Source organism: Dechloromonas sp. ZY10 (assembly GCF_041378895.1).
GTDB lineage: Bacteria > Pseudomonadota > Gammaproteobacteria > Burkholderiales > Rhodocyclaceae > Azonexus > Azonexus aquae.
This window is the reverse complement of sequence record NZ_CP144212.1, coordinates 3,550,684-3,568,927: the sequence shown is the minus strand read 5'-3', so window position 1 is coordinate 3,568,927 and position 18,244 is coordinate 3,550,684. Positions and strand designations below refer to the sequence as shown.

General features: G+C 61.5%; 16 protein-coding genes and 1 other RNA gene. All 17 read left to right on the top strand.

The annotated features are described in order from the left end of the window. Nucleotides 1-121 precede the first annotated feature (121 nt). The 17 genes from rpmH to fdnG all read left to right on the top strand — a co-directional run bounded on the left by rpmH (nt 122) and on the right by fdnG (nt 18,239). Nucleotides 122-256 carry a 50S ribosomal protein L34 gene (gene rpmH / locus VX159_RS16415; RefSeq protein ID WP_027457001.1) on the top strand — a complete coding sequence of 45 codons (135 nt, stop codon included), beginning with the start codon at nt 122-124 and terminating at the stop codon, nt 254-256. 21 nt (nt 257-277) lie between these two features. Further along, a complete protein-coding gene (rnpA, locus tag VX159_RS16410) occupies nt 278-649 on the top strand; it encodes a ribonuclease P protein component (RefSeq protein ID WP_371323947.1) in 372 nt (123 codons plus the stop codon). Then, nucleotides 646-855 (top strand): membrane protein insertion efficiency factor YidD, encoded by a 210-nt coding sequence (gene yidD, locus VX159_RS16405; protein WP_371323946.1) that lies wholly within the window; start codon nt 646-648, stop codon nt 853-855. The genes rnpA and yidD overlap by 4 nt, the downstream gene beginning before the upstream one ends. 26 nt (nt 856-881) lie before the next feature. Further along, nucleotides 882-2,528: a membrane protein insertase YidC gene (yidC, locus tag VX159_RS16400; RefSeq protein WP_371323945.1), complete on the top strand. Its 1,647-nt coding sequence runs from the start codon at nt 882-884 to the stop codon at nt 2,526-2,528. Next, nucleotides 2,529-3,887, top strand: a complete 1,359-nt coding sequence (gene mnmE, locus VX159_RS16395) for a tRNA uridine-5-carboxymethylaminomethyl(34) synthesis GTPase MnmE (protein WP_371323944.1) — start codon at nt 2,529-2,531, stop codon at nt 3,885-3,887. Nucleotides 3,888-3,895: 8 nt separating this feature from the next. Continuing rightward, nucleotides 3,896-4,225 (top strand): thioredoxin family protein, encoded by a 330-nt coding sequence (locus VX159_RS16390; protein WP_371323943.1) that lies wholly within the window; start codon nt 3,896-3,898, stop codon nt 4,223-4,225. A gap of 452 nt (nt 4,226-4,677) precedes the next feature. Continuing rightward, nucleotides 4,678-5,067 (top strand): PTS sugar transporter subunit IIA, encoded by a 390-nt coding sequence (locus VX159_RS16385; protein WP_371323942.1) that lies wholly within the window; start codon nt 4,678-4,680, stop codon nt 5,065-5,067. 3 nt (nt 5,068-5,070) lie between these two features. Beyond that, nucleotides 5,071-5,340, top strand: a complete 270-nt coding sequence (locus tag VX159_RS16380) for an HPr family phosphocarrier protein (RefSeq protein WP_371323941.1) — start codon at nt 5,071-5,073, stop codon at nt 5,338-5,340. Nucleotides 5,341-5,346: 6 nt separating this feature from the next. Further along, the gene (gene ptsP, locus VX159_RS16375) at nt 5,347-7,089 is read left to right on the top strand and encodes a phosphoenolpyruvate--protein phosphotransferase (protein WP_371323940.1); all 1,743 of its coding nucleotides are present in this window, start codon (nt 5,347-5,349) and stop codon (nt 7,087-7,089) included. A gap of 181 nt (nt 7,090-7,270) precedes the next feature. Beyond that, a complete protein-coding gene (locus tag VX159_RS16370) occupies nt 7,271-9,541 on the top strand; it encodes a TonB-dependent receptor (protein WP_371323939.1) in 2,271 nt (756 codons plus the stop codon). A 181-nt stretch (nt 9,542-9,722) separates the two neighbouring features. Further along, the gene (locus VX159_RS16365; protein ID WP_371323938.1) at nt 9,723-11,813 is read left to right on the top strand and encodes a TonB-dependent receptor; all 2,091 of its coding nucleotides are present in this window, start codon (nt 9,723-9,725) and stop codon (nt 11,811-11,813) included. Between the two features lie 2 nt (nt 11,814-11,815). Next, nucleotides 11,816-13,018 carry an exo-alpha-sialidase gene (locus VX159_RS16360; RefSeq protein ID WP_371323937.1) on the top strand — a complete coding sequence of 401 codons (1,203 nt, stop codon included), beginning with the start codon at nt 11,816-11,818 and terminating at the stop codon, nt 13,016-13,018. Continuing rightward, nucleotides 13,015-13,494, top strand: a complete 480-nt coding sequence (locus tag VX159_RS16355) for a TlpA family protein disulfide reductase (protein ID WP_371323936.1) — start codon at nt 13,015-13,017, stop codon at nt 13,492-13,494. Before VX159_RS16360 ends, VX159_RS16355 begins: the two co-directional genes overlap by 4 nt. Before the next feature lie 4 nt (nt 13,495-13,498). Beyond that, nucleotides 13,499-14,167, top strand: coding sequence for an energy transducer TonB (locus tag VX159_RS16350; RefSeq protein ID WP_371323935.1), 669 nt, complete (start codon nt 13,499-13,501; stop codon nt 14,165-14,167). A gap of 80 nt (nt 14,168-14,247) precedes the next feature. Then, nucleotides 14,248-14,607: a transfer-messenger RNA gene (gene ssrA, locus VX159_RS16345) on the top strand. A gap of 52 nt (nt 14,608-14,659) precedes the next feature. Then, nucleotides 14,660-14,977, top strand: coding sequence for a YggL family protein (locus VX159_RS16340; protein ID WP_371323934.1), 318 nt, complete (start codon nt 14,660-14,662; stop codon nt 14,975-14,977). A gap of 196 nt (nt 14,978-15,173) precedes the next feature. Next, nucleotides 15,174-18,239: a formate dehydrogenase-N subunit alpha gene (gene fdnG / locus VX159_RS16335; protein WP_371323933.1), complete on the top strand. Its 3,066-nt coding sequence runs from the start codon at nt 15,174-15,176 to the stop codon at nt 18,237-18,239. The last annotated feature ends 5 nt before the right edge of the window (nt 18,240-18,244 follow it).

Here is an 18,244-nt window from a genome sequence, read left to right as displayed (position 1 = left end):
TAGGAATTCTACAGCTCATCCACAAAGTTATCCACAGCTGTGGGAAATAAATTTCCTTGACAGAACAGCTTGCAACAATGTGTAATAACGTGTTTTTCTTAGCACATCAAGGGATTACGACATGAAACGCACGTATCAACCGTCGGTCGTGCGCCGCAAGCGCACCCATGGCTTCCTGGTCCGTTCGCGCACCAAGGGTGGCCGTGCCGTTCTGGCCGCTCGCCGCGCCAAGGGCCGCAAGCGTCTGGCTGTTTAAGCAGCCCGGACGACAGGCGAAGTGAATTTCAGCTTCGCCAGACGCCACCGACTGACCAAAACGGATGAGTATTCATCCGTTTTTGGTTTCAGGAGGGCGATTCGCGGGCAATGGCTGATGTTGCACTTTCAGCCACGTCCCGTCGGATTCGACTCGGCCCGGCTCGGTCTGGTTGTCGGCAAGAAATTGCTCAAACGGGCGGTCGACCGTAATCGGGTCAAGCGCATCGTTCGCGAGCAGTTTCGTCTGCGTCGTGCCAATCTGCCTGCCTATGATTTGGTGGTCAGATTGCATGCCCGACCGCAGACGCTCGCCGGCCAGGCCCTGGCTGCCGATTTCCTGCATCTGTTGGGTCGTCTGCGCCGGCCCGGTGGAAAACGGGAGGAGAAATGAAGCCGCTGCTGATCGCTCTGGTACGGATTTACCAGTACGCGATCAGTCCGCTGCTTGGCCGGCGCTGCCGGTTTTTCCCCAGTTGTTCGGAATATACGGTCGAGGCAATCCAGAAGCATGGCGCAGTAAAAGGTGGCTGGCTGGGGGCAAAACGCATTTGCCGCTGTCACCCGTGGCATCCGGGCGGGTATGATCCCGTTCCCTGACTCAAGAACTCTCTCGTAGGCCGTACATGGATACTCGACGCCTGATCCTGGTAATGATCTTCACCTTCTCCAGCTTCATGCTGTGGGAAAACTGGCAGAAGCACAACCAGCCGCAACCAGCTGCGAATGCCGTGGCGGCCGCGCCCGGCGGCGCTGCCACGCCGACCCCGAGCACCGCCTTGCAGGCTGGCGCGACCAGCGCTCCTGCCGGCGCCGCTGCTGCACCGACGGTGCGGGCCGGTGAAACCTTCAGCATCACTACCGATCTGTTGAAGGCAACGATTTCGACTCAAGGCGGCGACATCGTTGGCCTGGAGTTGCTGAACTACAAGGAACACAACGACAAGAGCAAGAATTTCGTGCTCTTCGACAGCAAGCACCAGTATCTGGCCCAGAGCGGCCTGATCGGCGACGGCCTGCCCAACCATCGTACCGTGTTCAATCGCGTTGCCGGCCCGCTTGAACTGGCGGCCGGTGCCAACGAACTGAAAGTTCGCCTGGAAGCTGACGGTGGCGACGGGATCAAGGTCGCCAAGGTACTGACCTTCAAGCGTCACTCCTACCTGGTCGACGTTGCCTGGGAAATCGACAATGCTGCCGGCAAGCCGCTCAACGCGCACGCTTATTACCAGCTGCAGCGCGACGATCAGGCACCGGAGGGTGAGACCAAGATGGTTTCGACCTTTACCGGCCCGGCGGTGTATACCGAAGCCGACAAGTATCAGAAGATCGATTTTGCCGATATCGCCAAGGGCAAGGCCAAGTTTGCCAAGACTGCCGACAATGGCTGGCTGGCGATCGTGCAGCATTATTTCGTTGCTGCCTGGGTGCCGCAGGATAAGGTGCAGCGCGAGTTTTACATGCGCAAGCTGGAAAACGGCAATGCTTACCAGGCTGGCGTGATTGTCCCGGTGGTTGCCGACGGCGCCAAGGCGCATTCAGCGGTCAGCCTGTTTGCCGGTCCGCAGGAGCAGGCTCAGCTGAAGCAGATTGCACCGGGTCTCGATCTGGTCGTCGACTATGGCTGGCTGACGGTGGTGGCTGCCCCGATCTTCTGGGGTCTGGAAGCGATTCACAAGATCGTCGGCAACTGGGGCTGGGCAATCATCGTCCTGACCATCCTGATCAAGCTCGCTTTCTTCCCGCTGTCGGCCGCGTCTTACAAGTCGATGGCCAAGATGCGGGTGGTCACGCCGCGCCTGATGCAGTTGAAGGAGCGTTACGCCGACGACCGCCAGCGCCTGAACCAGGAAATGATGAAGCTGTACCAGACCGAGAAGATCAATCCGCTCGGCGGCTGCCTGCCGATCCTGGTCCAGATTCCGGTCTTCATCGCTCTTTACTGGGTGCTGCTCGGTGCCGTCGAAATGCGCGATGCGCCCTGGATTGGCTGGATTACCGATCTGGCTGCGGCTGATCCGTACTACATTCTGCCGGTGATCATGATCGTTTCCATGATCGTCCAGACCAAGCTCAACCCGACGCCGCCGGACCCGATCCAGGCCAAGGTGATGATGGCGATGCCCTTCATCTTCGGTGTGATGTTCCTCTGGTTCCCGTCCGGTCTGGTGCTCTACTGGGTGGTCAATAACATCCTGTCGATTGCCCAGCAGTGGCACATCACCCGGATGATCGATGCCGGCAGCAAGGCGGCCAACGACGCCAAGGCTTAAATGAAAGAAGACACCATTGCCGCCATCGCCACCGCCCCCGGGCGGGGCGGTGTCGGCGTGATCCGGGTCTCGGGCAGCAATTTGCTGCCCTTTGCTTTTGCATTGAGCGGTAAAACGCCCAAGCCGCGCTACGCGACCCTGGCCGATTTCAAGGCGGCCGATGGTTCTACGGTCGACAGCGGAATTTTGCTGTTTTTCCCCGGTCCGCATTCCTTTACCGGCGAAGACGTACTCGAACTGCAGGGCCATGGTGGCCCGGTGGTGATGCAATTGCTGCTCGCGCGTTGTCTCGATCTTGGTGCCCGTTTGGCCGAACCCGGCGAATTCAGTCGCCGCGCTTTTCTCAATGGCAAGATGGATCTGGCTCAGGCCGAAGCGGTCGCCGACCTGATCGATGCCGCCACCGCCAGCGCTGCGCGTTCGGCCGTGCGTTCCTTGCAGGGAGAATTTTCGCGCGCGATCGGTACGCTCAACGAAGAACTGATCAACCTGCGCATGCTGGTTGAAGCCACCCTCGATTTTCCCGAAGAAGATATCGATTTCCTGCAGGCGGCCGATGCCTTTGGCCGCCTCGACCGCTTGCAGGCACAACTCGCCGCAACTTTCGATCGGGCGGGGCAGGGCAAGCTGCTGCAATCCGGCCTGCACGTCGTGCTCGCCGGGCAGCCGAATGTCGGTAAATCCTCGCTGCTCAACCGCCTGGCTGGCGATGACCTGGCGATTGTCACGCCGATTGCCGGGACCACCCGCGATGCGCTGCGTTCGACCATCCAGATCGAAGGCATTCCGCTGCACATCATCGATACCGCTGGCCTGCGCCAGACCGACGACCTGGTCGAGAAAATCGGCATCGAGCGCAGCTGGCAGGAAATCGAACGTGCCGATCTGGTCCTGTTGCTGGTCGATGCGCGCAGTGGAATCACCGACGCCGACCGCGAAATTCTCGACAAACTGCCCGAGCGGCTGCAAAGAATCACCGTCTATAACAAGATCGACCTCGCCGGTCGCGCCGCCGAGCGTCATCCGGAACACGACGACCATGGCGATGCGGTGGCCATTTCGCTTTCGGCCCGCGATGGTGCCGGGATCGAACTGTTGCGCGAGGAATTGTTGCGGATCGCCGGCTGGCATCAGACCGAAGACGTATTCATCGCCCGCGAGCGGCATCTGCGGGCCCTGGCGCTGGCGCAGGAACATCTGGCTACCGCCGTGGCGGTGGTGCAGGGCCGTTGTCCGGCACTTGAATTGTTCGCCGAGGAATTGCGCCTGACTCAGCAGGCGCTGGGCGAAATCACCGGTGAATTCACGGCTGACGACCTGCTCGGGGTGATTTTCAGCCGCTTTTGCATCGGAAAATAAGGTTTTCGATGGCTTACACCGCGATTTTCACGGTCAACCCGCCGGAACGCGAAAAACTCGACGCCGAATCCGGCTGGTTATTGCTTGAATTCGGTACCGACTGGTGCGGCCATTGCCGCGCTGCGCAGCCGGCAATCGCCGAAGCGCTAGCGGCCGTTCCGCAGATCCGGCATCTGAAAATCGAGGATGGCCCCGGCCGCCGCCTGGGTCGCAGCTACCGGGTCAAACTGTGGCCGACGCTGATCCTGCTGCGCGATGGCGTTGAGCAGGTACGCGCGGTGCGCCCCTTGCAGGCCAGCGACCTGCTGGCCTACTGGCGGCCGCTGCTGGTGGGCTGAATCCGGCTCCGCTGCAAGCCGGTGCCGGAACCGGTCAAAAGCACGCGCATAAAAGCCGGTGCCAGAAAGGGGAAAGCCCCGTACCGGGGGGAGTACGGGGCTTTCGGACGGTCAGCTCCGGGAGGGAGAGCCTGTTGCGACCGTCAGGCTGAGGGGGGATCAGCACATGGACAGAAGATAAGGGTGGCGCCGGCCGATTTCAAGTAACGGTTTGCAACAACGTGTAGCAATCTGCTTTTTGCCTGATTCTTGACTGTTTACTGAACTTTTTTCTGTTTTTTTGTACGACGAGAAAAGATTTTTGCAAAACTCAGGCATTTTCACGGTCGACCGTCAAAATTAGAAAAAATGCTGATTGTTTTTTTCCGCGCAGATGGAAGCCGGCAGCCGTACAGGTTTTCCTGCAATGCCGCAGCAGTGCAAGCGGCAGGGCTTGGGTTAGAATCCTCCGCATGATTGGAATTTTGCTGATTACCCACGGAAGTTATGGCGAAGCGCTGGTGCAGAACGCTTGCCATGTCCTCAATAAACGTCCGCCCTTGCTCTACCAGCTTGGCGTGGCGGCTCAGGACGACCCGCTCGACCTGTTGCCGCTGGCCCAGAAGACGCTGGCACTGGTCAATGAAGGTGACGGTGCGTTGGTGTTGACCGATATTTTCGGTGCCAGCCCGGCCAATCTGGCTTTCAAGCTGCTGCAACCCGGCCATGTCGAGGGCCTGGCCGGGGTTAACCTGCCGATGCTGCTGCGCGCGCTGACCTACCGCGACAAGGGAATGGAAACTCTGCTGATCCGCGCCCGCGATGGTGGCCGCGACGGCGTTATCAACATGCTGGATCATTGACCGATGCTGACCCGCGAAACCGAAATCATCAACAAACTCGGGCTGCATGCCCGTGCTTCCGCCAAACTCACCCAACTCGCCGGCAAGTTCCAGTGCGAGGTCTGGATGGCCAAGGGCAGTCGCCGGATCAACGCCAAGAGCATCATGGGCGTGATGATGCTGGCGGCCGGCAAGGGTTCGAAGGTGACCCTGGAAACCGACGGCACCGACGAGGCCGAGGCGATGGAAGCCCTGCTTGCGCTGATTGCCGACTATTTCGGCGAAGGAGAGTAAGTCGCCATGAGCTTTACGCTGCACGGTCTGGGAGTTTCCGGCGGCATCGCCATCGGGCGGGCCATGCTGATGTCGCACGCGACGCTGGAAGTCGCGCATCTGACCATTGCTCCGCGGATGGTGGAGAAGGAAATTGCCCGTTTCGATACGGCGATCCTGGCAGCGAAAAGCGAACTGGAGACGATGAAGGGCAGCACCGGCAACGCGCCGGCCGAACTCGGCGCCTTTATCGATATCCACCGGATGTTCCTTGAAGATCCGGAACTGGCGGAAAAGCCGCGCGAGATCATCCGCGAACGCCGCTGCAATGCCGAGTGGGCGTTGGTGCAGCAGATGGAGCACCTGGTCGCCCAGTTCGAGCAGTTCGATGATCCTTATCTGCGTGAACGCAAGTTCGACGTGGTTCAGGTGGTCGAGCGGGTGATCAAGGAATTGCTCGGCCATCCGGCGCGGACGGTGACCAAGGGCAATAAGGGGATCAAGGAAGAAAACCTGATCGTCGTCGCCCATGACTTGTCGCCGGCCGACGTGATCAATTTCAAGGAGCATCGTTTCGCCTCCTTCATCACCGATGTTGGCGGCGCCACCTCGCATACCGCGATCCTTGCCCGCAGCATGGCGATTCCGGCGGTGCTCGGGCTGGAGAATGCGCGCGGCCTGATCCGCGATGGCGAAGCATTGATCATCGATGGCAATCGCGGCGTGGTTATCGTCAATCCCGATCTGCGGGTGCTTGAAGAGTACCAGCTGCGCAAGGAGCAGATCGAGCTTGAAGCCAGCAAGCTCAAGCGGCTGAAGACGGCCAAAACCGAAACCATCGACGAAATCGAGGTCGCGCTGCACGCCAATATCGAGTTGCCGGGCGACGTTCCGCCGGCGCTGGCGGCCGGTGCCGAGGGTATCGGCCTGTTCCGGACCGAGTTCCTGTTCCTCAACCGTGGCGACATGCCCGACGAGAACGAGCAGTTCGAAGCCTACAAAAAGGTGGTCAAGGGCATGGCCGGGCGGCCGGTCACGATCCGCACCTTCGACCTTGGTGCCGACAAGGATCTGCGTCCGGAAGGCACTTTCGGCGACCGGGTGAAAACCAACCCGGCGCTCGGGCGGCGGGCGATCCGCCTGTCGCTGGCCGAGCCGCGGATGTTCCAGACCCAGTTGCGGGCGATCCTGCGCGCTTCGAAATACGGGCCGATCAAGCTGCTGATCCCGATGCTGGCGCACGCGCATGAGATTGACCAGACGCTGGCCGCGCTGGAACAGGCGAAGGCTTCGCTGCGTGCCGAAAAGGCAGTCTTCGACGAGCATATCCAGGTCGGCGGGATGATTGAGATTCCGGCAGCGGCGCTGGCGGTCAATCTGTTCCTGCGCCGGCTCAACTTCCTGTCGATCGGGACCAACGACCTGATCCAGTACACGCTGGCAATCGATCGCTCCGACGAGCAGGTTGCCAGCCTCTACGACCCGCTGCACCCGGCAGTGCTGATGCTGATCGCGCATACGCTGGCCAGCGCCGAAAAGGTCGGCATCCCGGTCTCGCTGTGCGGCGAAATGGCCGGTGATCCGAAGCTGACTCGCTTGCTGCTGGGCATGGGCCTGCGCATTTTCTCGATGCACCCGTCGCAGATCCTCAAGGTCAAGGATCGCGTGCTCAAGGCCGATTGCAGCGAACTGGTGCCGCACGTCCGTCGCCTGCTGCGGCTCGAAGAGCCGGTCAAGATCGCCGAGGCGCTGGAAAAACTGAATGCCTGAGTAGCGGCCGGTTGGCTGGTTATCGCCGGCAGGTCGAAGCTGTTGGTAGAGTTTTTTTCACTTTTTCACGGTCGACCGCGACAATTTGCCACATTCCGCCGGTCTGGCCGGCGCCCTATCATCCACCCCCAAGTTCTTGTTGAAAAAGAGCTTTTGATCAATATCAATTGGGGTGTGGAGTATGAAACAATTGTCGCCTTCACCGTTGGCGCTGGCTGTCGGTCTGGCATTTTCCTCTTCGCTGTTTGCCCAGGCGGGTGGGCAGCTTGCCGATGTGGTGGTTACTGCCGGTAAATATCGTGACCTGCCTGCGGCGCCTGGCCTTGGAGCCAGCCAGCTGCTGCCGTTGCGTACCGGCAACCCGGATAGCGCCAACCTGCTGCGCGATTTGCCCGGCGTTTCCTTGCAGGGCGCCGGCGGGGTTTCCAGCTTGCCGATGGTCAATGGCCTGGGTGACGACCGCCTGCGCATCCAGGTTGATGGCATGGACCTGATTTCGGCCTGCGCCAATCACATGAACCCGCCCTTGTCCTACATCGATCCGAGCAATGTCGGCGAGGTCAAACTGTACTCCGGCGTCGCGCCGGTTAGCGTCGGTGGCGACAGCCTGGGCAGCGCGATTGTTGTCAAATCGCCGGCCCCGCGTTTTGCCAGTGATGCATCGGCGCCGCTGGTGAGCGGCGAACTGGGCGCGTATTACCGTTCCAACGGCGATGCCCACGGGGTCAATGCCAGCGCCACGCTGGCCAACGAAAGCTGGAGCCTGCGTTATTCCGGGTCTACTGCCGAATCGGCCAACTACCGTGCCGCCCGTGCCTTCAAGCCCGATGCCAATGCCGTGCTGACCCGTAGCGGTACCCGCTACATTCCCGGCGACATGGTGGCTTCATCATCGTTCCGGACCGAGAACCATCAACTGGCGCTGGCCCATCGTCACGACAACCATCTGCTCGATCTCAAGCTCGGATACCAGTTCATTCCGCACCAGGGCTTTCCCAATCAGCACATGGACATGACCGAGAACGTCAGCGCCCAGTTCAATCTCGGTTATACCGGCCAGTTCGCCTGGGGCAAGCTGGAAGCCCGCGCCTACAACGAGCGGACCCGGCACAAGATGGACTTCCTCGACGACAAACTCTACTGGTATGGGGCGACGACCAACCCGGTGATGATTCCCGGCATGCCGATGGAAACCGAGGGCAAAAACACCGGAGTTCGCGTTAAGGCCGAGATTCCCTTGTCCGAACGCGACCTGCTGCGCGTCGGCGGCGACTACCAGCATTACCGCCTGAGCGACTGGTGGCCGGCGTCATTCGGCTTCGATGCGCTCGGCAACAAGACCGGCGGGATGTTCCCCAACACCTTCCAGAACCTCAACAATGCCCGGCGCGACCGGGCCGACCTGTTCGGCGAATGGGAAGCCAACTGGACGCCGGCCTGGCAAACCCTGCTTGGCCTGCGCGCCAGCCGGGTGAGCATGGATACCGGCACGGTCCAGGGCTATAACACCTCGGCGACCTATGCCGGCGATGCGGCCCGCTTCAACGCCGCCGATCGTTCACGCAGCGACCACAACCTCGACTTGAGTGCGCTCGCCCGCTACGTCGCCAGCGCCCGGCAGACCTACGAGGGCGGCTATTCGCGCAAGACCCGCTCGCCCAGCCTCTACGAGCGCTACACCTGGTCGTCCGGGATGATGGCGATGACCATGAACAACTGGGTCAACGACGGCAACGGCTATGTCGGCAATCTCGACCTCAAGCCGGAAGTCGCCCATACCGTCAGCTTTACCGCCGACTGGCACGACGCCGCGCGCAGCGTCTGGGGGATGCGTCTGACGCCGTATTACAGCCTGGTTGAAAACTACATCGATGCGACTTGCGCCAGTTCGGTCCGTGCTTGCGTGCCGGGGCAGTACAACTACCTGCGCCTGATCAATCAGGAAGCCCGGATTTACGGCCTCGACCTCTCCGGCTTTGCTGCCCTCGGCCAGGTGGCCGGGCTTGGCAGTTTCAGCCTGCGCGGCAACCTGTCCTACGTCAATGGCAAGAACCGCGATACCGGCGAGCATCTCTACAACATGATGCCGCTGAATGCCCGCTTCGCGCTCGAACAAAAGCTGGGCGGCTGGACCAATACTCTGGAAAGCCAGTTGGTCAGTGCCAAGGATGATGTGTCGCGGGTCCGTGGCGAGGTCAAGACGCCGGGTTACGGCCTGCTCAACCTGCGTAGCAGCTACGAATGGAAGAATGTCCGGGTCGATTTCGGGATCGAAAACCTGCTCGACAAGTTCTACTACCATCCGCTGGGCGGTGCCTACATCGGCCAGGGCCGGACCATGTCGCTGGGCGGCACGACCAATACCTGGGCCAGCACCAGTGCCCCACCAGCCGGTTACGCGGTGCCCGGCATGGGCCGTTCCTTCTATCTGGGGATGAACGTCAAGTTCTGATTTAAAAGGGCTTTTTTCGAGGCATGCGCGGCTTCCGTGCATGCCTTTTTCATTTTTTCCCTCTGCCACGGTCGACCGCGACAATTTGTCGCATTCCGCAAGTTGCACCGGCTCCTTATGATCCAGACCTAATTAGTTGTTTCATAAGAAATTTTTGATATAAATCAAAACCGGCTCAATCATGCACATGCCCACCCGTACACCGATTTTTCTTGCCTTGCTCGCGGCTTTCTCGCCGCTGACCGTTCTTGCCGCCGACCAGGCACTGGGCGAGGTGACTGTCACCGCCACTCGCGAGGGGCAACTGGTTTCCGAAACGCCGGCCTCGGTCGGGGTGATCAAGGAAAAGGCGCTGCGCGAGGTCAAGCCCTCGCATCCTTCCGAGATCATGGGCCAGGTGCCCGGCGTCTGGGTTAACGTGACCGGCGGCGAGGGCCATCAGACGGCAATCCGCCAGCCCTTGAACACCAGTCCGGTTTACCTTTATCTCGAAGACGGCATTCCGACACGGTCGACCGGCTTTTTCAACCATAACGCACTCTACGAGGTGAACCTGCCGATGGCTGGCGGGATCGAGGTCAGCAAAGGCCCGGGCAGCGCGCTCTACGGCTCGGACGCGATCGGTGGGGTGGTCAACGTGCTGACCCGCAGGCCGCCGACCCAGGCCGAGGCCGAGGGTTCGTTCGAGGCCGGTTCCTACGGCTGGCGGCGGGCCTTGGTCAGCGGCGGCAACAGCTTCGGCGATCACGCCGTGCGCGCCGATCTTAATCTCAGCCATACCGATGGCTGGCGCGACAAGACCGCCTACGACCGCCAGAGCGGCACGGTTCGGGTCGATAGCGCGATTGGCGACGACGCGGTGCTGAAAACGGTCGCCACCTTTTCCAATATCGATCAGGAAACTGCCGGTAGCTCGGCGATTTCGCGCAACGATTACCTGAACAATCCCAAGGCCAACTACACGCCGATCTCCTTGCGCCGGGTTCAGGCTTTCCGCCTGTCGACCGCTTACGAGAAGGAAGGCAACGGTTCGTTGCTGAGCATCACCCCCTACTACCGCTACAACTCGATGGATTTGCTGGCCAACTGGTCGCTCGGCTACGATCCGACCCGCTATACCACCGAGAACCAGTCGTTTGGTGCGCTGGTTAAGTATCGCCAGGATTTCCTGCCCTTGCGCGCGCGTCTGATCGTCGGCGTTGACCTCGACCACAGTCCGGGCAGCCGCAAGGAGGACAGCATTACCACCACGCGGCGCGGCGACTACTACACCGCCTATACCCGGGGTGCCCGGGTGTATGACTACGACGTGACCTACAACGGGATTTCGCCCTACATCCACGGCGAGATTTCGCCGCTCGAACGCCTGCGCCTGACTGCCGGTCTGCGCTACGACATGGTCAATTACAGCTACAGCAACCGGTTGGGCGGCAATCCGGTGAATGGTGGCGGTCGCTTCTACGGTCAGGTTGGCGATACCGATATTGACTACCGCCACCTCAGCCCCAAGCTGGGTGCGACCTGGGCCTTCTCGGATAGCCTGAATGCCTTCGCTGCCTACAACCACGCTTTCCGCACCCCGTCCGAAGGGCAGTTGTTCCGGCCGGCAGCCTCGGCCAGCGCCAATGCTGCGCGGGCGGCGGCGGAAGCGGCACGCAACCTCAAGCCGATCAAGGTCGACAGCTACGAAACCGGCCTGCGCGGCCGGGTCGGCAGCGCGGTCAATTACGAGGTCTCGCTCTATTACATGACCAAGACCGACGACATCCTCAGTTCCAAGGATCCGGTCACCCAGGCGACGACGGTGACCAACGCCGGCAAGACCATCCACCGCGGCATTGAAATCGGCCTAGGTGCACAACTGGCGGCCAACTGGCGTATCGACAGCGCCTTCTCCTACGCCAAGCACACTTACGGCGAGTGGAAGACCAAGGACGGCGATTTCAGTGGCAAGGAAATGGCCCTGGCGCCGCGCGTGCTGGCCAATACCCGCCTGACCTGGGGCAAGGCCGAGAGCGGCATGGCCCAGCTGGAATGGCTGCACTTCGGCAGCTGGTGGTCCAATGATGCGAACAACGTCAAGTATCCGGGGCACGACATCGTCAATCTGCGCGGCAGCTATCCGCTTGGCCGTGACCTGAGCCTGTTCGGCAACGTCCATAACCTGGGTGACAAGCGTTATGCCGAGAGCACCGGGGTTGCCGCTGGTGCCGAAACCTATGCGCCGGGCCTGCCACGTACCTTCACCCTGGGCATTCAGGCAAAATGGTGAGGATGAACCAGCGTATTGTTTTTTCAATGTTTGCTGCCGCTTTGGTCTGGGCCGGGGCGGCAGTCGCGCACGATGGCGCCAGCCATCCTCCGGCGGCCAACAGCATGGCCAAAATGTGGCAGGAGCGGCAGGAGCAGGCACCGCGCCTGGCGGTTGCCGCTGCCTTCGACGAGCAGGGCCGGCTGTGGCTGGCACGGGTGGTCGGACGGCACCTGCAGGTCAGCCATTCGGATGACGCCGGCACCAGCTTCAGTGCGCCGCGCACGGTCAACCCGGTGGCGGAGCTGATTTCCGCCGATGGCGAAGCTCGGCCGCGGATTGCGGTGGCCGGCGGTCGCGTGCACGTCAGCTGGACGCAGGCCTTGCCGCAGCCCTTTGCCGGGCATGTCCGCTACGCCCGTTCGGACGATGATGGCCAAAGCTTTACCACCCCGGAAACGGTCAACGACGACCGGCAGCCGATCACTCACCGCTTCAATGCGATGCTCGCCGATGCCAAGGGCGTCACTCTGGCCTGGATCGACAAGCGTGACGGTCAGGGGCGCAAAGACTATCGCGGGGCGGCGATCTATACCGCACGGCGGGATAACGGCGAGGCCGCTTTCAGCAATCGCAAGCTGGCCGATCATTCCTGCGAATGCTGCCGGCTGGCCATGGCTGTCGACGAGCAGGGGCAGCCACTGGTTTTCTGGCGCCATATTTTCGGCAAGAACACCCGCGACTTCGCGTTGGCCGGGGTCCATGCCCCGGTCGCCGGCGAGCCTTTGCGCGCCAGCGAGGATGGCTGGCAGATCGATGCCTGTCCGCATCATGGCGGCGACCTCGCAGTCGATGGCCGGGGAGGACGCCACCTGGCCTGGTTCACCGGCGCTGCGGCCAGCCCCGGCCTGCATTACCGGCGGATCGACGGCGAGCGGATGACGCCGCCGCGCGCTTTCGGAGACCTCGACCGGCAACCCGGCCACCCGGCGCTGGTAGCGGCCGGCGAGCAGATCTGGCTGGTCTGGCGCGAGTTCGACGGCGAGCGCAACCGCATCGTCGGGCAATATTCGGCGGATCGTGGCGAGCATTGGTCGCCGGCGGCCGAAATCGCCAGCGATCCGGGGGCAGTCGACGATCCCGTGTTGCTGCGCGGACGAGGTGCAACCTGGCTGCTCTGGAATACTGCCGGGCGTGGCCTGCAGATCCGGAAGCTGGCGCCATGAAGCGCGGCTTGGCCCGGTTTTTTGCGCTGTTTGCGTTATTGCTGCCGGCGCTCGCGCAGGCGGAGTTGCGATCTTTCGTCAGCGGCAGCCTGGAGCAAATCCAGGCCGAGCGTGCCGGCAAGCCGTTCATTCTCGCGCTGTGGTCGGCCAGCTGTACCCACTGCCCGGCCGAACTCAAGGCCTTGGGGCAGTTGCTGAAGCGGACCCCGGGGCTGGACGTGGTGCTGGTTGCCACCGACACCCCGGCCGAGGCAGCACAACTGACGCGGCTGGCAGCCGGTTACGGGCTGGGCCGCCAGGCACAGTGGGTGTTTGCCGACGAGCAGCCGGAGCGCTTGCGCTTCCAGATCGACCGCCGCTGGTACGGCGAACTGCCACGCACCTATCTCTACGACGGCCAGCATCGGCGCGAGGCTTACTCCGGGCTGATCCCGGCAGCGCAACTCGAACGCTGGCTGGCGGCGAATGTAAAATAGCCGGATGAACGCTGCGGTCCTTGCCTCTCCCGTTGAACTGCCCGAATGGCGGCGTAGCGGGCATTTTTTTGCCCTGGCCGTGGCTTTGCATGCGGCGGTGCTGTTTTATCCGCTGCGGCAGGCGATCGAAAAACTTGATCCGCCACCTTTGCGCGTGCAGCTGGTCGAGCCGCCCAAGCCGCTGACGCCCCTTGCGCCGCCGCCGCCCCAGCCGGTCGCCAAGGAAGTGAAGCGCGACAAAACGCCGCCCCGGCCGCAGCGGCAAGTGCTGGCCGTCGCTAGCGAAACGGCTGTGCCCAGCAGTTTCAGCGTGCCCGTAGTCAGTCAGCCGGCGCCGCCAGCACCTGCGGCCGTGGCGGCGGCTCCCAGTCCGGCTGCTGCCGTGGTTGCGACACCGGCCCGTTTCGATGCGGCTTATCTGAACAACCCGCGCCCGGCTTATCCACCCCTGTCGCGGCGTCTGGGCGAGGAGGGCAAGGTACTGTTGCGCGTGCGGGTTGCTGCCGACGGCCATGCGCTCACGGTCGACGTCGATAAAAGCAGCAATTTCCCGCGTCTTGACGAAGCTGCCCGGCAGGCGGTCAGCCGCTGGCGTTTCGTGCCGGCGCGACGCGGCGACGAAGCGGTCGAAGCCACGGTGATCGTACCCATGGTCTTCCGTCTCGACGAATGAGCGGCTGCGGCAAAAAGCGGGTAAAATGCCCGAACTTTCTTGCTTCACTGGCGTCTTAACAACGTCTGTAGCAGATCACAGGGGCCGACCTGGCTTCGACGTGGGTTGCAAAGCAGGACAGGGCATACCGAGGTCCAGTTACCTCGTAAATCCGCTGGAAATCAATAAACGCCAACGACGAATCGTTCGCACTCGCTGCCTAAACCGGCGAGCGCTGCACTAGCCTGCTGATGGGTTAGACCGGGCAACCGGTAGCAGCGTCACTTGCATCAGATAAGGATCCGCAGTGCTGCGGGGTGGATCACGAAAACTTAGCAGATCGCCTGAAGCGAGCCTGTTCGGCCGGCGCGTGAGGGCTAAATTCAGTTGACCGGACTAAGTATGTAGAACTGCCTGTAGAGTGCTTGCGGACGGGGGTTCGATCCCCCCCGGCTCCACCAATTCAGCGCCAGGACCATCGCGGTCCTGGCGTTTTCACTTGGAGAATTCAGCATGGGCAAACGCCATAACCTGCGCCAGCAGAAAAAACTGCACCTCGGTCCTTTTCGCGAACTGGGTTGCTATCTTGAAATCGCATTGCACGAAGGTATCGACGACCAGGCCGCTAACCGTCTGGTGATGGCTTTCATCGAAGAAGTGGTCGAGCCGCGTGGCCTGATTTACGGCGGCACGCTCGGTTTTGGCTACCTGTGCACGGCGGCACCCGGCAACGTCAGCGAGGACGATCGGGCAGCGATTGCGGCCTGGCTGGTGGCGCGCAGCGAAGTCGCGACGCACACCGTCGGCGAACTGGTCGACGCCTGGCGCTGATTTTTCCTGTTTTTCACGGTCGACCGTGAAAAGTGGGACATTTTGTCCCGTTGTTGCATAGCGGAGACAAAATGTCCCGAAACTGAAGCCGCCATTCGCCAGCGATTGCCTATTGTTCAATGGCTTGGCAGGGCTGGCATGTTCATTGCGCTAGTTCCCGGTTGCGACAGGAAGTCGCACTCAGGAGGAAATTTCAATGAACATGAATCGGCGGCAGTTCTTCAAGGTCTGCTCCGCCGGGCTGACAGGATCGTCCATCGTGGCGATGGGCTTCTCGCCCACTGCAGCCCTCGCGGAAGTACGCACCTTCAAGCTGGCCCGCGCGACCGAGACCCGGAACATTTGTCCGTATTGCTCGGTATCGTGCGGCGTCCTTATCTATTCGACGGGTGACAAGTCCAAAAACACCCCGGGCGAAATCATTCATATCGAAGGTGATCCGGACAATCCGGTGAACCGTGGCACGCTCTGCCCCAAGGGCGCCGGCCTGCGCGACATGGTGCAAAGCGCCAATCGCCTGAAGTGGCCGGAAGTGCGCGAGCCAGGTAGCAGCGAATGGAAGAAGATTTCCTGGATGGAAGCCTTCGACCGCATCGCCAAGCACATGAAGGCTGACCGCGACGCCAATTTCATGGCCCAGAACAAGGATGGCGTCACCGTCAACCGCTGGACCAGCACCGCTTTCCTCGCATCATCAGCAGCACCGAATGAGGCCGGCTACCTGACCGTGAAGACGATTCGCGCGTTGGGCATGACCTCGATCGATACCCAGGCGCGCATTTGACACGCTCCCACGGTGGCCAGTCTGGCTCCGAGTTTTGGGCGTGGTTCGATGACCAACCACTGGGTGGACATCAAGAACGCTGACTTGATTTTTGTGATGGGCGGCAACCCTGCCGAAGCGCACCCGTGCGGCTTCAAATGGGTGATCGAAGCCAAGAAGAACCGTAAGGCCAAGCTCGTGGTCGTCGACCCGCGCTTCAACCGTACCGCCTCGGTCTCCGATTTCTATGCGCCGATCCGTCCGGGCTCCGACATCGCCTTCCTGGGCGGCGTCATCAATTACCTGTTGTCCAACGACAAGATTCATCACGACTATGTGAAGGCGTATACCAACGCGTCCTTCCTCGTGAATGACGGCTTCACGTTCGAAGACGGCATCTTCTCGGGTTACAACGACGAAAAACGCAGCTACGACAAATCCACCTGGAGCTACCAGATGGGCGCCGACGGCTTCGTCAAGGTCGATGACACCCTGCAAGACCCGCGCTGCGCCTTCCAGTTGCTGAAGAAACACTACAGCCGGTATACGCCGGATGTGGTCGAGCAGGTGTGTGGCACCAAGAAGGAAGCCTTCCTGAAGGTCTGCGAATACATCGCCGAGACCGCCGCGCCGAACAAGACGATGACCAACCTGTATGCGCTGGGCTGGACCGAGCACTCGGTCGGCTCCCAGAACATCCGCTGCATGGCGATCATCCAGCTGCTGCTCGGCAACATGGGCATGGCCGGGGGCGGCATCAACGCGCTGCGCGGTCACGCCAACGTTCAGGGGATCACCGATTTCGCGCTCTACGCCCAGAACCTGCCGGGTTATCTGGCCGCGCCGTCGGATGCTGAGCCGGATCTGAAAACCTTCCTCGAGAAAAAGACGCCGAAGCTCCTGCGTCCGGGCCAGATGAACTTCGGCCAGAATCTCTCGAAGTGGTATGTCAGCCTGCACAAGGCCTGGTGGGGCGATGCCGCGAACAAGGACAACGGCTTTGCCTACGACTTCATGCCGAAGCTGGCTGGGGCATCCGATGTGCTGCAAATCTTCGACCAGATGTATCAGGGCAAGATCAACGGTTTCCTCTGCCAGGGTTTCAACCCGCTGGCTTCCGTCGCCAACAAGAAAAAAGTGGGCGATGCGCTGGCCAAGCTGAAGTGGATGGTGGTGATGGACCCGCTGGCCACCGACACCTCGGAATTCTGGAAACCGCACGGCGAGTTCAACGACGTCAAGCCGGCCGAGATCCAGACCGAAGTCTTCCGCTTGCCGACCACGCTGTTTGCCGAAACCTCCGGCAGCTTCACCAACTCCGGCCGCGTCATCCAGTGGCGCTGGAAATCGGCGGAAGGTCCGGGCGATGCCAAGGACGACACCGAGATCATGGCCTCGCTGTTCCTGAAGCTGAAGGAGATGTACGCCAAGGACGGCGGCGCCTACGCGGAGCCGATCCAGAAGCTGACCTGGTCCTATCGCATCCCGAACAAGCCGTCGCCGGAAGAACTGATGATGGAGTTCAACGGCAAGGCGCTGGCCGACGTGCTCGACCCGAAGGATCCGACCAAGGTCCTGGTCAAGGCCGGCGATCAGCTGCCGAGCTTTGCTATGCTGCGCGATGACGGTTCGACCACCTGCGGCAACTGGATCTACTGCGGGGTCTGGTCGCAGGCCGGCAACAACTCGGCGCGCCGCGACAACAGCGATCCGTCCGGCCTCGGCCAGACGCTGAACTGGGGCTTCGCCTGGCCGGTCAACCGCCGCATCCTGTACAACCGCGCTTCCTGCGATCTCTCCGGCAAGCCGTGGGATCCGAAGCGGGCTGTCATCAAGTGGCTGGGCGACAAGTGGGGCGGCAACGACGTGCCCGACATGCGTCCGGACGCCGCGCCTGACCAGAACGTCATGCCCTTCATCATGACCGGCGAAGGCGTCGGACGTCTGTTCAGCCTCGGCCTGATGAACGAAGGTCCGTTCCCCGAGCACTACGAGCCGTTCGAAAGCCCGCTCGATACCAATCCGATGCACCCGAAGAACCCGAAGGCCAAGTCCAATCCGGCCGCTCGCGTGTACAAGGGCGACATGGAGGCGTTCGGCACGGCCAAGGACTTCCCGTACGTAGCGACGACCTACCGTCTGACCGAGCATTTCCACTACTGGACCAAGCAGAGCAAGATCAACGCGATCATGCAGCCGGAACAGTTTGTTGAAATCGGCGAGGAGCTGGCCAAGGAGAAAGGCATTGCCGTGGGCGACCGCGTCAAGATCCGCTCCAACCGTGGCTTCATCAAGGCGGTGGCGGTGGTGACCAAGCGCATCAAGGCGCTGGATGTCGATGGCAAGAAGGTGCACACCATCGGCATCCCGATCCACTACGGTTTCAAGGGGGCGACGAAGCCTGGCTTCATCACCAATACCCTGACCCCGTTCGTGGGTGACGCCAATACGCAGACGCCGGAATACAAGGCGTTCCTGGTTAACATCGAGAAGGCATAAAGGAG

Excerpts from the sequence above, each read along its gene's own strand:
- VX159_RS16370 (WP_371323939.1), top strand. The coding sequence starts at position 7,271 with ATGAAACAATTGTCGCCTTCACCGTTGGCGCTGGCTGTCGGTCTGGCA.
- VX159_RS16365 (WP_371323938.1), top strand. The coding sequence starts at position 9,723 with ATGCACATGCCCACCCGTACACCGATTTTTCTTGCCTTGCTCGCGGCT.
- ptsP (WP_371323940.1), top strand. The coding sequence starts at position 5,347 with ATGAGCTTTACGCTGCACGGTCTGGGAGTTTCCGGCGGCATCGCCATC.
- VX159_RS16390 (WP_371323943.1), top strand. The coding sequence starts at position 3,896 with ATGGCTTACACCGCGATTTTCACGGTCAACCCGCCGGAACGCGAAAAA.
- VX159_RS16380 (WP_371323941.1), top strand. The coding sequence starts at position 5,071 with ATGCTGACCCGCGAAACCGAAATCATCAACAAACTCGGGCTGCATGCC.
- yidC (WP_371323945.1), top strand. The coding sequence starts at position 882 with ATGGATACTCGACGCCTGATCCTGGTAATGATCTTCACCTTCTCCAGC.
- VX159_RS16385 (WP_371323942.1), top strand. The coding sequence starts at position 4,678 with ATGATTGGAATTTTGCTGATTACCCACGGAAGTTATGGCGAAGCGCTG.
- mnmE (WP_371323944.1), top strand. The coding sequence starts at position 2,529 with ATGAAAGAAGACACCATTGCCGCCATCGCCACCGCCCCCGGGCGGGGC.
- yidD (WP_371323946.1), top strand. The coding sequence starts at position 646 with ATGAAGCCGCTGCTGATCGCTCTGGTACGGATTTACCAGTACGCGATC.
- VX159_RS16340 (WP_371323934.1), top strand. The coding sequence starts at position 14,660 with ATGGGCAAACGCCATAACCTGCGCCAGCAGAAAAAACTGCACCTCGGT.
- VX159_RS16350 (WP_371323935.1), top strand. The coding sequence starts at position 13,499 with ATGAACGCTGCGGTCCTTGCCTCTCCCGTTGAACTGCCCGAATGGCGG.
- rpmH (WP_027457001.1), top strand. The coding sequence starts at position 122 with ATGAAACGCACGTATCAACCGTCGGTCGTGCGCCGCAAGCGCACCCAT.
- VX159_RS16360 (WP_371323937.1), top strand. The coding sequence starts at position 11,816 with ATGAACCAGCGTATTGTTTTTTCAATGTTTGCTGCCGCTTTGGTCTGG.
- VX159_RS16355 (WP_371323936.1), top strand. The coding sequence starts at position 13,015 with ATGAAGCGCGGCTTGGCCCGGTTTTTTGCGCTGTTTGCGTTATTGCTG.